16 protein-coding genes are annotated in these 14,704 nt (G+C 71.3%); 9 read left to right on the top strand and 7 right to left on the bottom strand.

Features of this window, described 5'->3' with window-relative positions; translation table 11 throughout:
* Positions 1-18: 18 nt before the first annotated feature.
* On the top strand, positions 19-447 hold the full coding sequence (locus ACFORO_RS24145) for a LysM peptidoglycan-binding domain-containing protein (protein WP_377875286.1): 429 nt from the start codon (positions 19-21) through the stop codon (positions 445-447).
* Between the two features lie 14 nt (positions 448-461).
* Here ACFORO_RS24145 and ACFORO_RS24140 read toward each other — a convergent pair whose 3' ends face one another.
* The 3 genes from ACFORO_RS24140 to ACFORO_RS24130 form a co-directional block, all read right to left on the bottom strand.
* Positions 462-800 (bottom strand): P-II family nitrogen regulator, encoded by a 339-nt coding sequence (locus tag ACFORO_RS24140; protein ID WP_344275778.1) that lies wholly within the window; start codon positions 798-800, stop codon positions 462-464.
* Positions 797-2,107, bottom strand: a complete 1,311-nt coding sequence (locus ACFORO_RS24135) for an ammonium transporter (protein WP_377875283.1) — start codon at positions 2,105-2,107, stop codon at positions 797-799. Before ACFORO_RS24135 ends, ACFORO_RS24140 begins: the two co-directional genes overlap by 4 nt.
* A gap of 280 nt (positions 2,108-2,387) precedes the next feature.
* Complete coding sequence (locus ACFORO_RS24130) at positions 2,388-2,840, bottom strand: ATP-binding protein (RefSeq protein ID WP_377875281.1); 453 nt, start codon at positions 2,838-2,840, stop codon at positions 2,388-2,390.
* 229 nt (positions 2,841-3,069) lie between these two features.
* On the opposite strand from ACFORO_RS24130, the gene ACFORO_RS24125 reads away from it, so the two are divergent.
* The 6 genes from ACFORO_RS24125 to ACFORO_RS24100 all read left to right on the top strand — a co-directional run bounded on the left by ACFORO_RS24125 (position 3,070) and on the right by ACFORO_RS24100 (position 8,137).
* Positions 3,070-3,588 (top strand): hypothetical protein, encoded by a 519-nt coding sequence (locus ACFORO_RS24125; protein WP_377875279.1) that lies wholly within the window; start codon positions 3,070-3,072, stop codon positions 3,586-3,588.
* 85 nt (positions 3,589-3,673) lie between these two features.
* Entirely contained in the window at positions 3,674-3,850 is a 177-nt protein-coding gene (locus ACFORO_RS24120) for a CsbD family protein (protein WP_354734829.1), read from the top strand.
* Between the two features lie 161 nt (positions 3,851-4,011).
* Positions 4,012-4,833 (top strand): GAF and ANTAR domain-containing protein, encoded by an 822-nt coding sequence (locus ACFORO_RS24115; RefSeq protein WP_354734830.1) that lies wholly within the window; start codon positions 4,012-4,014, stop codon positions 4,831-4,833.
* A gap of 243 nt (positions 4,834-5,076) precedes the next feature.
* Positions 5,077-6,705, top strand: a complete 1,629-nt coding sequence (locus ACFORO_RS24110; protein ID WP_377875276.1) for a SpoIIE family protein phosphatase — start codon at positions 5,077-5,079, stop codon at positions 6,703-6,705.
* Positions 6,702-7,778, top strand: a complete 1,077-nt coding sequence (locus ACFORO_RS24105; RefSeq protein WP_377875274.1) for a cobalamin B12-binding domain-containing protein — start codon at positions 6,702-6,704, stop codon at positions 7,776-7,778. Before ACFORO_RS24110 ends, ACFORO_RS24105 begins: the two co-directional genes overlap by 4 nt.
* Positions 7,778-8,137, top strand: a complete 360-nt coding sequence (locus tag ACFORO_RS24100; protein WP_377875271.1) for an STAS domain-containing protein — start codon at positions 7,778-7,780, stop codon at positions 8,135-8,137. Before ACFORO_RS24105 ends, ACFORO_RS24100 begins: the two co-directional genes overlap by 1 nt.
* 30 nt (positions 8,138-8,167) lie before the next feature.
* Here ACFORO_RS24100 and ACFORO_RS24095 read toward each other — a convergent pair whose 3' ends face one another.
* Positions 8,168-10,333: an ANTAR domain-containing protein gene (locus tag ACFORO_RS24095; RefSeq protein WP_377875268.1), complete on the bottom strand. Its 2,166-nt coding sequence runs from the start codon at positions 10,331-10,333 to the stop codon at positions 8,168-8,170.
* A 312-nt stretch (positions 10,334-10,645) separates the two neighbouring features.
* Here ACFORO_RS24095 and ACFORO_RS24090 point away from each other — a divergent pair, with 312 nt between their 5' ends.
* Both ACFORO_RS24090 and ACFORO_RS24085 read left to right on the top strand, forming a co-directional pair.
* Complete coding sequence (locus ACFORO_RS24090; protein ID WP_377875266.1) at positions 10,646-11,086, top strand: SRPBCC family protein; 441 nt, start codon at positions 10,646-10,648, stop codon at positions 11,084-11,086.
* A gap of 168 nt (positions 11,087-11,254) precedes the next feature.
* A complete protein-coding gene (locus tag ACFORO_RS24085; protein ID WP_377875264.1) occupies positions 11,255-12,127 on the top strand; it encodes an alpha/beta fold hydrolase in 873 nt (290 codons plus the stop codon).
* Between the two features lie 16 nt (positions 12,128-12,143).
* Here ACFORO_RS24085 and ACFORO_RS24080 read toward each other — a convergent pair whose 3' ends face one another.
* The 3 genes from ACFORO_RS24080 to ACFORO_RS24070 form a co-directional block, all read right to left on the bottom strand.
* Positions 12,144-12,638, bottom strand: a complete 495-nt coding sequence (locus tag ACFORO_RS24080; protein WP_377875262.1) for a GNAT family N-acetyltransferase — start codon at positions 12,636-12,638, stop codon at positions 12,144-12,146.
* 40 nt (positions 12,639-12,678) lie between these two features.
* A complete protein-coding gene (locus ACFORO_RS24075; protein ID WP_377875260.1) occupies positions 12,679-13,665 on the bottom strand; it encodes a zinc-dependent alcohol dehydrogenase in 987 nt (328 codons plus the stop codon).
* A 231-nt stretch (positions 13,666-13,896) separates the two neighbouring features.
* Positions 13,897-14,694 (bottom strand): helix-turn-helix domain-containing protein, encoded by a 798-nt coding sequence (locus tag ACFORO_RS24070; RefSeq protein ID WP_377875258.1) that lies wholly within the window; start codon positions 14,692-14,694, stop codon positions 13,897-13,899.
* Between the last annotated feature and the right edge of the window lie 10 nt (positions 14,695-14,704).

Genomic DNA, 14,704 nt, shown 5'->3' with positions numbered 1-14,704 from the left:
AAAGCTCGTGAGCGGCACGTGGCCGGCGGCGCGTTCGAGGCCGGTTTCGCCTACCGCGTCCACGAAGGCCACGACGAGGTGACCGGCAGCTTCCTGGCCGGCGACGGTTCGGGCGGGCACAACCAGTTCCAGCACGTCGTCGACGTCAGCCGCGCGGCTTTCCAGCTCAACCGACTCTTCGTCGAGGTCTTCCACGTTTCCCCGAAGGACGGCGCCGAACTGGACAAGGCCGTCACGCCCGTCGTCCTCGGCCCGAAAATCGTTCCTGGCTACCGCAACTACCTGGAACACACCGTGGCGCAAGGCGAAACGCTCTGGAGCATCGCCAGGAAGTACTACGGCTCCGGCAACCTCTACTACCGGCTCGTCGCGGCGAACCCCGGCACGATCACCAATCCGAACCTCATCCGCCCTGGCGAGGTCGTGCGCGTGCCCCAAGGCGACTGACCGTCCGGCGCGAGCTACAGCGCGTCGCGGCCGCGTTCTCCGGTGCGGACGCGGACGACGGTCTCCACCGGCGTGACCCAGATCTTGCCGTCGCCGATCTTGCCGGTGTGCGCGGTGTCCTGCACCGTCCGCAGCGCGGCGTCGACCTGGTCGTCGTCGAGGAGGATCTCCAGGCGGTACTTGGTGATGAAGTCGACCGCGTACTCCGCGCCCCGGTAGATCTCGGTGTGGCCCTTCTGCCTGCCGTATCCGCGGACCTCGCTGACGGTCATCCCCGCGACGCCGAGTTCCTGCAGCGCGATCCGGACGTCGTCCAGCACGAACGGTTTGACGACGGCGGTCAGCAGCTTCATCGGTTCTCCTCGCGCGCTGGCCGGTGCGATCCGAGCACACCGGCGGGCGCGCTCCCCCGGCGTCCGGACTGGACTGCCAGCTCGTACGCGCCTTCGGCGTGCTCGGCCTCGTCGACGCCGTCGATCTCGGCTTCGCGGTCGATCCGGAATCCCATGAACTTGTGCATGACCCAGCCGATCAGGAAGGTCATCGCCAGCGAATACCCTAGTACCGCCAGCGTTCCGACCGTCTGGCGCCACAGCTGGTCGAACCCGCCGCCGTAGAACAGGCCGTTCGCGCCCTGGGGAGCCACGCCCACGGTCGCGAACAGGCCGATCAGCAGCGTTCCCACAAACCCGCCGAGACCGTGCACCGCGACCACGTCGAGCGAGTCGTCGAAGCCGAACCGGTACTTCAGGCCCACCGCGAACGAGCACACGACGCCCGCCGCGACGCCGATCGCGATCGCGCCGATCGGCTCGACGTAAGCGCATCCGGGCGTGATCCCCACCAGCCCGGCCACCGCCCCGGACGCGGCGCCGAGCGTGGTCGGCTTCCCGTCGCGGAACTGCTCGACGACCAGCCAGCCCAGCACCGCGGCCGCTCCCGCGACAGTGGTGTTCAGGAACGAGGTGGCCGCGAGGTTCTTCGCGGCCAGCGCGGAACCGGCGTTGAACCCGAACCAGCCGAACCACAGCAGCCCGGCGCCGAACATCACGAACGGCAGGTTATGCGGCCGGACGGCCTGCTTCGGCCAGCCGTGCCTGCGGCCGAGCACGATCGCGAGCGCCAGCGCGGCCGCCCCGGAGTTCACCTCGACGACGGTGCCGCCCGCGAAGTCCAGCACGTGCAGCTTCGCCGCGATCCACCCGTCGGGCGCGAAGACCCAGTGCGCCACCGGCAGGTACACCACGGTGACCCACACGACGGAAAACACCGTCCAGGTCCAGAACCGGGCGCGCTCGGCGATCGCGCCGGCCAGCAGCGCCACCGTGATGACCGCGAACATCATCTGGAAGGCGACGAACGCGAACAACGGCACCTGGTTTCCCGCGGGCCCGGTCGTCTGGTCGGCCAGCCCGTGCAGCCCGGCCAGCCCCAAGGTGCCGAGCAGGCCGCCGAACCAGTCGGGGCCGAACGCGAGCGAGTACCCGTAAGCCACCCAGACCAGGCCGACGGTCGCGAGGCAGACGAACGTCATCGCCATCACGTTCAGCACGCTCCGCGCGCGCACCATCCCGCCGTAGAACAGCGCGAGACCCGGTGTCATCAGCATGACCAGTGCGGCACTGACCAGCAACCACGCCGTGCTTCCGGTATCGACCACGGTCGGACTCTCCTCGTCGTCTCGTCCGGCCGATCAAGCTAACCGCGCGGTGTTACCGGAATGTTTCCGTCGTGCTTCCGCTACCCGCCCCTGAACCGGCGTAACGGGCCAACCGGGCCGAACCGGGCGGGCGACGGCCGATGACAGGGCCCGCAGCTCGTGAGCTCCGCCCCGCTTGGCGGTGTCCGGGCGAACGGGAGAATCCACAGTGGACAGTCAGGGCAGGCGGAACCCCCTGCCGAGCTGCACATCCGCCGTCCCGTCCGGCGCGCGCTGAGCTTCACCGCGGCTCCGGCGACTCCGTCCGGCGGGAATCGGAGCAGAGAGCCAGTTCGGCCCAGACGGTCTTGCCCCGGGGCAGCGGCGTCTGGCCCCAGCGGTCGGCGATAGCGTCGATCAAGGCCAAACCGCGTCCCCCGCCCTCGTAGCCTTCCCGGTACCTGGCGAGGTCCGCGAGAGAGTCGGAAACCTCGATCAGGATCCGGTCTCCCCGCAACGACAGGGTCAGCTCGCACGGCGGGCGGGCGTGCCGCAGCGCGTTGCAGGCCATCTCGTCGAGCACCAGGCGCACGTCGGCCACCGCGTCCGCGCCGGCGTGCGGGAGATGACGCCGCACGAACGCCGCCGCCCGGTCCCGGATCCTTCGCAGCATCGCGAAATCCTGGTCCAACGCCAAGCGCAGCGGCGCCGCTCCCGCGGGCGACCGGCTGTGCTGAGCCTCGTCGACACTCACGCTTGACCTCCTCCTGGGCCCGCTCCACCCCAGTCGCTCCCCCGGCGAGCCCCCTGCTCGAATGCACGTCGTCCGTTCCCCTTGCCTGAGAATATCGACTACCCACCGGCCGGAGGCGCCAAACCAGAACTGCGGGAAATGAGATCCAACGGACCCTCAGCGAGGTTTTCCGGTCCACTTTTCCGTTCTTTGCCGCGCGAAGTTCCGCGAGCTGTGCCACCTTTTCCCCATGACTGATCTCCCTGCCTATCCATCCCCTTCCGCTGGACATTCCGCCGATCCGGCCGGAGCGCGGCCGCGTCCGGCGGCGATCGCCGGCGCCTTCTGGGCGTATGTGGCCGCGACCCTCGTCGGCGTCGCCGGAGCCGTGTTCCTGTTCTTCTCGCGAGACGCGCTGGCGGACGCGATGCGAAGAGCGAACGGCCAGAACGCGGCGCGCCTCACCGACGCCCAGATCGACCAGGCGGTGACGATCGGCATCGTCGTCGGAGCGGTGCTCGCGATCGCGTTCGCCTTGCTGCACTTGCTGTTCGCGTTCAAACTCCGCGCGGGCCGCAACTGGGCGAGGATCGTGCTCACGGTGCTCACCGCGCTCCAGGTCGTCTCCCTGCTGGCGGGCCAGGCCACGGTGGTCGGCTCCGTCAGCGCCGTCTTCGCGCTGGTCGGCGTCGTCCTGTCCTTTCTCCCCCAGGCCAGTCAGTACATCGCCGCGGCGAAGGCCGAGCACCGGCCGGGACAGCCGGTTTGACCGGCACTCGACGCGGGTACCCCCCGTTTATCGCATCGCCGGGAACGCTTTTTCCCGAACCCTTGAAAAGAAAGAGGAAATCGAGATGAGCGACACCGCCGGAAACAAGGCCGAGGAGATCAAGGGAAAGGCCAAGGAAGCACTCGGCAACGCCACCGGGAACGAGCAGTGGCAGGCCGAGGGGAAAGCGGAACAGGCCAAGGGCGCCCTCAAGCAGGCGGGAGAAAAAGTCAAGGACGCCGTCAAGGGCGTGAAAGACTGACGCCTGCGGACCGAGCGGCGGCCGGGACTTCGGTTCCGGCCGCCGCTCTGTCGCGGCCTCCCGCCTCGCCGCGAGGAAGCGCCGGTCGTCGGTCCGCCGGTCCGTTCCCGCGGGCCGGTAAAGTACGGCGGTGCTGCTGGGCAGGGAAAGAGGAGGCCGCAGTGACTGACGTCGGCATAAGAGACGCCGAAGACTGGGAGGCGGACCGGATCGCGTTCTGCGCGGAACCGGCCGTCGCGGGCTGGGCCCGGTCCGGGGTCGCCGCCGAAGGGCCGCTGGCGCAGCGGTTCGGCGCGCTCGCGGTGCACCTGCTCGGCGCGGGCTCCCTGCACGAAGCGATGGAGCGCGTGGTGTCCGCCGCGCTGCGGATCGTCCCGGAGGCCGACCTGGCCAGCATCACCCTGCGCTCGGCCGACGGCGGGTTCCACACCCCGGTCTGCACGGACGCGACCGCCGAGGAACTGGACCGCGTCCAGTACCAGACCGGGGAAGGACCGTGCCTGGAGGCCGCGCTGCAGGGCCGGCCCGGGTACGCGCTGGCCAACAACCTCCCGGACTCGGAGGCGTTCCCCGAATTCGGCAGGCGCGCCGGGGTGTTCGGGTTCGGCTCCCTGCTGGCCTCGACCCTGCTGCCGGATCTCGCGTCCGACCTGCCGCCCGGCGCGATCAACCTCTACAGCCGCCGGGCCGGGGCTTTCGACGAGGACGCCGTCGACAACGCGCTCGTGCTGGCTTCCCACGCGTCGCTCGCCCTCGCCGGATCGGCCGCGCACACCGCCGCCGCGCTCAAGGAAATCCATCTCAAGCGCGCCGTCGACAGCCGGGACCTGATCGGCCAGGCCAAGGGCATCCTGATGAACCGCCGCGGGATCTCGGCCGACGCGGCGTTCGACATCCTGCGCCGCACGTCCCAGGACCTCAACGTCAAACTCGTCGACCTCGCCCACACCGTGGCCGAGCGGCACCGGGAGCTCGACGTCTGAACCCGGACGGGTCGCGTGAATTCCCGACGAACGGGTAGCCCGTGGGCAGAGTGGGTCTTCGGCGCGCAGGAGACCCGGCTCCAGGCTCCGCCGGTCAAGACCCGAAGCCGGCGGAGCCGCCTGGGCCGCTGCCCGGAAAACGAGGTTTGAGACCGCCGCGGGCGGGTATCCGGGGCCTCGGCTCTCGGGGCGGTTGGCGACGCTGACCGCCCCCTTGGACGAAAACGGGGTGAAGGACCGCTCGTGGCGGATCTGAAACGGGCGGACCTTTCCGCGGACGTCGTATCGCGGTGGAGTTCAGCGCCCTGCCCCGTGCTGGTCACTGACGCCGGCGGCAGGGTCGTCGCGCGCAATGCCGCGGCCGAGCAACTGCTTCCGGAAGCTGCGCCGGGCGTGGTGCTCGCTGGGGCGATAACCGGGTGGCCGGTCGGCCTCCACGACGGCGTCATCGAAGGCGTACGCGGTGCCGCTGACAGCTGGGAGCGCAGCTACGCCGTGCACCCGGTGACGCACGATGACGGAACGATCACTTGGTGGTTGACGGAAAACACCGAAGCGCGCCTCGCCGAGACTGCTTTGCGCACCGAGCGGCGGCGGGCGCAATTCCTGGCCGAGGCGTCGACCGCGTTGCTGGGGTCGCTGAACCTGCAGCGGTGCATGCAGGTCGCCGGAAAGCTGGCCGTGCAGCACCTCGCCGACGCCGCGCTCCTGATCACCCCGGCCGCACAACGCAGCGTTCCGGCGGTGCTCTGCGTGCGCGGCCGCGAACCCGAGCAGATCGAACTGGCCGCCGACCTGGCCGAGGTGCCCGGGCTCGCCGAGGCGCTGCAAGGGTTTCCGCCGGTCCCGTCGCGCTGGATCGACCCGGCGTCCGCGCCGGCGTGGCTGATCCCCCCGGGATTCGGCGACGTGGGCTCGATCGTGGTGACGCCCTTGCCCGGCCACGGCGTCCCGGCCGGGGCGCTCGTTCTCCTGCGGAAGGCCGAGCGCGCGGCGTTCAGCGAGGACGAGGAGATCTTCGCCCGGTTGTTCGCGGCCCGGTCCGGGGTGGCGATGTCCGCCGCGCGGATGTTCGCCCAGCAGTCGTCGATCACCGAAACGCTGATGCGCGAACTGCTTCCGCCCGTGCTGCACGAGGTCGCGGGCGCGGAGCTCGCGGGACGGTATCGCGCCGCGCTCGATTCGGAACGGGTCGGCGGCGACTTCTACGACGTCTACCCGGCGGCGGGCGACAGCCCGGAATCGCTCGTGGTGCTGGGCGATGTGTGCGGCAAAGGCGTCGAGGCCGCGGTGCTCACCGGGAAGGTCCGCAACACGCTGCACGCCTTGCTGCCGCTGGCCTCGGACCACCATCGCGTGCTCAGCATGCTCAACGACGCGCTGCTCAGTTCCCACCACACCCGTTTCGTCACCCTCGCTCTCGCGTCGGTGTCGCAGCTGGCCGCTGGCCTGCGGTTGCGGCTGACCTGCGCGGGTCACCTGCCGCCGCTGATCGTCCGCGCGAGCGGGGCGGTCGAGATCGTGGAGACGGTCGGCACCGTGGTCGGCGTCCTGCCCGAGATCGACACGACCACGGTCGAAGTCATGCTGGAGCCCGGCGAGGCTTGCCTGCTCTACACCGACGGCATCACCGAGGCGCGCGGAGGTCCGCTGGGCGATCAGATGTTCGGCGAGGAGCGCCTGCACGAGGCGCTGACCCGCTGCGCGGGCATGCCCGCGGAGGCGATCGCCGAGCACGTCCACATGCTCGCGGCCGAATGGGCTCGCGAACGCGAGCACGACGACATGGCTGTCGTCGTGATCGCCGCGCCTCGCGGTCAGCACCTGTCGGCGGTCGGCGGCTCGGGCCGCGGCAGGTACACCGCCGCATGACCGCCTCGAGCAAGCCGCGCACCGACCCGTCGCTGTCCGTCGCGGACGTCGCCGACCAGCTCTGGACCGCGGCTGCCGACGGCGACGAGCACGCGGCGGGCGGCATCGCGCTCCGGGCCCTCGAGTCCGGGATGGACACCGAAACCGTCCTGCTCGACGTGATCGGCGCGGTGCAGCGGAAAGTCGGCGAGGAATGGGCGGCCAACCGGCTGACCGTGACCAGGGAACATGCCGTCACCGCGATCAACGACCGGGTGGTCGCTGCCGTGAGCCTCGCCTCCGGCCCGGCGTCCCGTCCCCCGCTCGCCCGGGTGACCGTCGCCTGCGTGGACGGGGAATGGCACGCGCTGCCCGCCCGGCTGCTGGCCGAGGTGCTGCGATCGCGCGGGTTCCAGGTCGACTACCTCGGGGCGCAGGTCCCGGCGGCGCACCTGATCGCCGACGTGCACCGCACCGGCCCGGACGCTGTCGCGCTGTCCGGCTCGATCCCGACGCGGCTGCCCGCGGCGCACGCGACGATCACCGCGTGCCAAGCCGCCGGTGTCCCGGTCATCGCGGGCGGCGCCGCGTTCGGAACGGACGGCCGCTACGCCCGCCTGTTCGGCGCCGACGCCTGGGCGCCCGACGCTCGCGCCGCCGCCGACCTGCTCGCCGGGAACCCGCTAGGCGCGCCCCGCGGCGCACACCAGGCCGTGGACGATCTGCCGCACCTGCTCGACCAGGAATACACCATGATCTCGCGGACCTCGCCCCAGCTCGTGAAGGCCGCGCTCGCCGGACTGCGCGAACGGGTCCCCGCGGTGGCCCGCTACGACGAACTCCAGCTGCAGCACACCGTCGAGGACCTGGCGAGCATCGTCGACTACCTCAAGACGTCGGTCTACGTCGACGATCCCGGGCTGTTCACGGGTTTCCTGCGCTGGACCGCCGGCATCCTCGCCGCCCGCGGCGTCCCGGCCGGATACCTGACGCCCGCGCTGGACGTCCTCGGCGAGGAGCTGCGGGACTTCCCCCGGGCCCGCGCCACCCTCGTCCGCGCGGCCGACGGCCTCGATCCCGAAAGCCGGGCGTGATGCCGCCGCACCCGCTCGCCTGCACGTGGAGCATGCCGTACCCGGGGGTCGCGCGCTTGACCGTGACCGGCGAACTCGACTACGACAGCCAGCCCGCACTCGTCCGCACCGCCCGGGAAATGCTGGCCGCGCAACCGGATTGCCGCTCCGTCCGCCTCGACTGCGGCGGACTGTCCTTTTGCGACTCGTCAGGTCTGGCCGCCCTGCTGATGGTCGACCGGCTGGTCCGCTCAGCCGGTGCCGCGCTGCAGCTGGACAACCGGTCGCCGGAACTCGACCGGCTGCTCAGGCGCACGAATCTCCTCGCCCATTTCACCGGGTCGGCGGCCGAGAACGCCCAGCAGCACCGAGATTCCTGACCACGTTCGCCTTGCCGCGGCGGGCGCCGGTCACCTCTCGTCGAGTTCCCCGTGCCGCCCGGTGAGAGTGCGCGCCAAATCGACCAGCTTCACGTTCAGCTCCTGGGACATCCGGCGCAACAGGTCGAACGCTTCGTCGGCGGTGAGGCCCTCCCGGTTCATCAGGATGCCCTTGGCCTGTCCGATGACGTCCCGAGTGTCGACGGCACGCGCGAACTGGGCGCGGCGCACCTCGGCCGTCCTCCTCAGCTGCGTGTTCGCCAGTGCCAGCGACGCGTGTGTCGCCAGCAGCAGCACGGCCCGGCGGTCGGCCTCGGTCAGGCTGTCCGGGCTGCGGGAGTAAACGGTCAACGCTCCCGCCAGCCGGTCCGGGCCTGGTCCGGGCGGGAGCGGAGCGGAAAACACCGAGCGGCAGCCGAGCGCGGTCGCGGCGGCGGTGAACCGGGGCCACCGGGTCTCGGTGGTCAAGTCCGAGCTGACGACCCAGCCCGGACCGTCCGCGCGGGCCGCTTCCACGCAGGGGCCTTCTCCGCGGCGGTGCTGGATCCGGTCGAGTTCGGCGGCCGCCTTGCCGGTCCGCGCCGCGGTGCTGAACCGGCCGTCGGGCGCGAGCACCGTGACGCTGACCAGGTCCGCGCCCTCGACCACCGCGGCGGCCACGTCGACGACCTTTTGCACCACGTCGGTCACCGACCTCGCGGACATCCTCGTCAGTGATGCCAACTCGCCCAGGGCAGCCAGGTCCGGCTCGCTGGCCGGCGAGGCAGATCCGGCGTCCGGCGCGGCGCTCTCCCGGCCGGTAGCTGGCGTGTTCGTTTTCGCCGCACGGTTTTCGCTTCTCTGCTCGTTCCCCGCCCGGACGAAACTCGGGCTGCCGGAAGAACGAACTCGCGGGCCTGCTTCCCGGTGCAGCGTCGCTGACGGCGGCTCGCCGTAGGCAGCCCGGTAGTGCGCGGCGAACACGCTGGGGGTGTAGCCCCATCGGGCGGCGATCCTGGCGACGGTGTCCTGCTCCGGCACCGCGGTACGCAGTTCTGCCCGGGCGCGGTCGAGACGGGCTCGGCGCAGGTAGGCCATCGGAGTGGTGCCGAGGTGTCTTCGGAAGGCCAGCTGCACCGCCCGGGCTGAGACCCGCGCCGCTGCGGCGATCTCCGCGATGTCGACGGGCCGGTCGAGGTTGGCTTCGATGAACGCGATCGCGCGGCGGAGCGTCCGCGAATGGGCGTCGAGCCCGTCTCCGGCCCGCTCGCCGGACGCCGTGTGCGGGAACGCGTTCAGCACGGCCACGGCGAGGTAACGCGACACCGCCGCCACGACAAGCGGATTCTCCCCGACGCCGGGCACTCCGAGGACGTCGTCGCGCAGGTGCGCGATGGCAGTCCGCAGATGCTGGGCGGCACCGGCCTCGACCGGCCGGTGGCCGAGCAACCGCACCGGCTGGTCGACGCCCGCCGCCTGGCTCAGCAGAGCCGGATCGAACATCGTGATGCTGTACTTGGCGCGCGCGACCCGTCCGGTGTACGGCCGATCCGGCGGCGAAAAGGACACCAGATCCCCCGGGCCGAACGCTTCCGTTTCCGCCCAGCCGTCCACCCGATGGTCCTCGATCGTGCCCGATTCGACGTCGCACAGGCAGATGGTTCCCAGCGGCTCGACGTCGTAGGTCATCTCGAACGACAGATCGAGCCGGTCGGCGCTCAGCCCGTCCACTGAGTGCCTGCTGATGCGTGTGCCCGCGTGCCCGGTGTCGCTGCCGATCCGCATCGGCGCGTACGCGCTGCTCAGGAACGCCTCGGTGCGGCCGAGATCGTCGCTGTCGAACGCCAGCGAACTCACCGCGCCGCTCGCCGGGAACGGCTGCCGCACGCCGCCGGGCTCGGCGAGCGCCTCCCCCAGCGAGGCTGCCTGCCGGACGGCGGCACCGGGACCGTCTACAACGGACTCGGCCTGCTCCGGGTCCGCCACCAGCACGCAATCGCGATCGCGAGCGAACGAGACCAGCGTCCGCGCCAGCCAGCCGGGCAACGAGCCGACGCTCCGCAGATCGATCACGAGGCGCGTTCCGGGCGCGACGCCGCCGCCCGCGCTGTGCAGTGCCTCGGCGATCTGGGCGGGACTGGTCGCCGCCAGCCGGCCCGGCAAGGTCAGCACCACGGCGTCCCCGACCTGCCGGGGGATGATCTTCAGGTCGGTCACGGCTGCCGCACGCCCGCGTTTCCCGCGGAGCCGGATCCCGCGATGCCCGGGTCGGACTGGTCTGTACAACGTGTTCGGCACTCGGCGGCAGCCACACGCACTCCTCGGAGCGGGCTGGACCGGGCGCAGGGCACGCCGCGACCAGCGGGTGGTGGACGCTGCCTGTTTAACGACCGAAGAAAAAGCCTACCCGGCACGGCGTTCCGCGGAAGCGCGGCACGCTGGGCACTCGCCCGGCGCGTTTGCTCCCCCGCCCGGCCGGGTAGCCGGAGAGCTCGGCAAGACTCCGCGAAATCTCCAAGGAAAGGCCCCATGGCTGCCGCAGCGCATTACCTCGAAGTCAACGCCCCCGCCCAGGCCTGCTACGACTGGTGGCGGCCCCTGACGCGGCTGCCGGAACTGTTCTCCGACGTCCGGTCAGTCCAGCCGGTGGACGGCGACGAGACGCGCACCCGCTGGAAGGTCGACGGACCGGCGGGGTCCACAGTGGAATGGGACGCCCGGATCGCCGAGGACTCGCCGCCGCGCAAAATCGCGTGGACCACTGTGGACGACGCGGACCCGGACGTGCGCAACTCCGGCGTCGTCCGGTTCGACGACAAGGGCGACGGACGCACCGGCGTCGAGATCTCCCTCGAGTACGAGCCCCCGGCGGGCAAACTGGGCGAAGCGGTCGCGTCGCTGCTGGCCGACCCGCAGAAGAAGGTCGAGCGGGCCGCCGAGCAGTTCCGGACCGTCATCGAAGCCCGCTGACCACGGCGCGATTGCCCTTGCGGGGCGCGACATCCTCATCCGGCGGCCGAGAACACGGGCTGCCCCGGGCTCTTGAGCACCGCCGGAACCGTTTGCCGCACAGCGGAACAAGACCGGTCGCCGACGCGGTCACGGCGCACCGCAGGGGAACCCGGGGAAAGTGAATTCATGTTCGATGGTTTTACGACCGAGACGCTGGACGGCGCCGGTTGCCCCGTTTTCGTGCGGCACGGGGGAAGCGGCCCGCCGGTGTTGCTGTTGCACGGACATCCCCGCACCTCGGCGACCTGGCATTGGGTCGCGCCCCGGTTGGCGGAGCGCGGGTTCACGGTCGTGTGCGCCGACCTTCCCGGATACGGCCGGTCCGGGAAGCCGGAACCCGCCGACGACCACGAGCCGCATTCCAAACGGGCGAATGCGCGTCGGCTGCTCGCGGTGATGCGCACACTCGGCCACGAACAGTTCGCCGTGGTCGGGCACGATCGGGGCAGCTATCTCGCGCTCCGCATGGCCCTCGACCATCCGGACCGGGTGCTCCGGGCGGTGCTGGCCGACTGCCTGCCGATCAGCGAGCACCTCGGCCGGATCACCCCGCGGTTCGCGACCGCGTGGTGGCACTGGTTCTTCTTCGCCCAGCCCGAAACCCCGGAGCGCGTGATCAACACCGACCCCGACTCGTGGTATCGAGGCGATCCGGAAAAGATGGGCAGCGAGAACCACGCCGAATGGCGCGCGGCGATGCGGGACCCGGAAGTCGTCCGCGGCATGCTCGAGGACTACCGCGCCGGTCTCACCGCGGACTACCGCGATGAACTCGCCGACCGCGCCGCCGGCCGCATGCTCAAGCAGCCGGTGCTCGTCCTGTGGTCCCTGCGCGACGACCTGGAAGACCTCTACGGCGATCCCCTGCGCATCTGGCGGGGCTGGGCCGAGGACGTCCGCGGGCACGGCATCGACTCCGGGCACCACATGGCCGAGCTCGCGCCCGAGGAGGTCTCCGCCGCCGTCGCGGGCTTCCTCGAACCACTCAACGCGGAGTGAGAGCCCGGCAGCACCGTCAGGCTGGTTCCGCGGCCAGGCTGCGAGTGAACGCGACCCGGTCCAGCCCAGGCCCGTCGTAGTCCGGCAGCACCTCGGACACCTCGAACCCGAGCCGGGCGTGGTAGGCGCGGGAGCCGGTGTTCTGCGGGCTCGTGATGCACTTGACCTTCAGTACTCCCGATTCCCGCACCCGGCCGAAGAACCATTCGTACAACGACCGGCCGATCCCCTGCCCGTGCAACTGCGGGTCGACGCCGACGAAGTGGATGTACGCGACGGACGGGTCGGTCTGCGAGACGAAGCCGATCAGGAACGCCGCGAGCGTCCCGTCCGGACGCTCGGCCAGGCGGCTGAACGTGGTGAAGTGCTGGAAGTACAGGCGCGGCACCAGCGACGCCCGCTCCCGCGCACCGGCTTCGCCCTTCAGCCCGCCCCACCACGGGCCCAGCGCGGCAAGCACGCGGGCGTGGTCGGCTTCGGTCGGCTGGCGGAAAGTCAGGTCGGCGCTCATGCCCCGACCCTCTCGTTTCCGCGCCCGCCAAGCAACCTGGTTACCGGCGCGGGTCGACGTGGATCTTCGGCGCGCCCGGCGGCCGTTCCCCGCCCAGCACCGCCGCGACCTCGGCCAGCCCTACCGTCGCCGCCACCAACGGCCGCGGATCCACCTCGCCGGAAGCGTAGGCGTCGATCGCCTGCGCCAATCCCGGCGAGCCGCTCAGCACACCGATCGCCGTAACGTCCTTGAGCGCCAACGCCCGCGTGTCGAGCAGGCTCGGCCGCCCCGCGAGTCCGATGTAGACGACCCGCCCCGCCGGTTCGACCACCTCGGCGGCGAGCGCCGGTGCCGCGGGATCGCCGGTGGCGTCCACGACCGCGTCGAAGGGCGGCTCCGGAACGCTGGTGCCAGCCGAGAAACCCAAGCCACGCGCGAATTCCACCGACCACGGCGTCGCGCCCACGAGATGCACCTCGCTGCCCGCGGCCTGGAGGAACAGCGCGGTGAGCAACCCGATCGTCCCCGGCCCGAGAACCAGCACTCGCTCCCCCGCCGCCGCCCGCGCCGCGCGACACGCGTTGCCGCCCGGTTCGACCAGCGCGCCGACGACGGGATCCAGCGCGTCCGGCAGTTCGTGCAGCGAGCGCACCGGCACGGCGAGACGTTCGGCCAGCGCCCCGGCCCGGCCGCCGCGGATGCCGACCTCCTGCCGGTTCTCGCAGACGTGCTGGTGGCCGCCCCGGCAGCGTCGGCAGTCCCCGCAGCCGAGCATCGTGTCGCCGGTGACGCGGCGGCCGACCCACGCCGGGTGCACGCCGGGACCGGCCTCGGACACCGTGCCGCACCATTCGTGGCCGAGCCGCATCGGGTACCGGGCGTGGCCGTCGGCGAGGTACTGCATGTCGCCGGTGAAGAATTCGACGTCCGTGCCGCAGACTCCGGCCCGTTCCACGTCGACGACCACCTCGCCGACCCCGGCGACCGGCTCCGGCACCTCGGCCGGACCAGCCTCCCCCGGTCCGGTCACCACGAACGCCCGCATGCCCCGATCGTAACGGCGCTCAGCCGGTCACGCGCTCGCGCAGAAGGGCGGCGGACCGCTTCCGGAACGTCGATGGCGGAGGGGACAGCCGCACCCCGCGAACTCGGCCAACCCCGGCAGTCGCGATCCGCTCACAGCAGCGGTCGCCGGTTTTCCGCCTCCGGAACCTCGTCCTCGCACGGATGGCCACGCGACTCAAGCCCGGCGTCCGCAAACCGCCCGCGACGTGCCTCAACCTGTTACGCGCTCGCGCAAGAAAGCCGCCGTAGCCGGATCGGCCGGATAGAACGACTCGATCACCAGCTCCGCGACCGTGACGTCCAACGGAGTCCCGAAAGTCGCCACCGTGCTGAAGAACGTCAGCTCCAGATCCCCCTGCCGGTACCGCAGCGGCACGAAAATGTCGCCCGGCCCGGGAACCTCGACCTCCGGAACCTCGTCGTCGCACGGATAGCCCCGCAGCTCCTCCAGCAGCTCCGCGAGCCCGGCATCCGCGGTCTGCTCGACCTGACGCCGCAACCGCCCCAGCAGATGCGCCCGCCATTCCCCTAGGTTGAGCACCCGCGGGGCCATCCCGTCCGGGTGCAGCGTCGCGCGCAGGACGTTCACCGGCCCGGTCAGCAGGTCCGGTGCGATGCCTTCGGTGAGCACGCCAAGACTCAGGTTGGCGTCGACCAGGTTCCAGCCGCGGTCGACCACTGCCGCCGGGTACGGGTCGTGGCCGGCGAGGAGGCGCCGGACGGCTTCGCGGACCACGGTCATCTCCGGTGCTCCGATGTCGGACTCGCCGTAGGCCGGTGCGTAGCCCGCGGCGAGCAGCAGGCGGTTCCGTTCCCGCAGCGGGATGTCGAGGTGCTCGCCCAGCCGCAGCACCATGTCCCGGCTCGGCTTGGACCTTCCGGTCTCCACGAAGCTCAGGTGGCGTGTCGAGATGTCCGCCGAGATCGCGAGGTCGAGCTGGCTGATGCGGCGGCGGTCGCGCCATTCCCGGAGCAGTTCGCCGACCGGGGCCTTCACCGTAGTCGTCACCCGTCCGACG

Source organism: Amycolatopsis halotolerans (genome assembly GCF_042647905.1).
GTDB lineage: Bacteria > Actinomycetota > Actinomycetes > Mycobacteriales > Pseudonocardiaceae > Amycolatopsis > Amycolatopsis halotolerans.
Note: the sequence above shows the minus strand (reverse complement) of the source record. Positions and strands in the feature narration are given on the sequence as shown.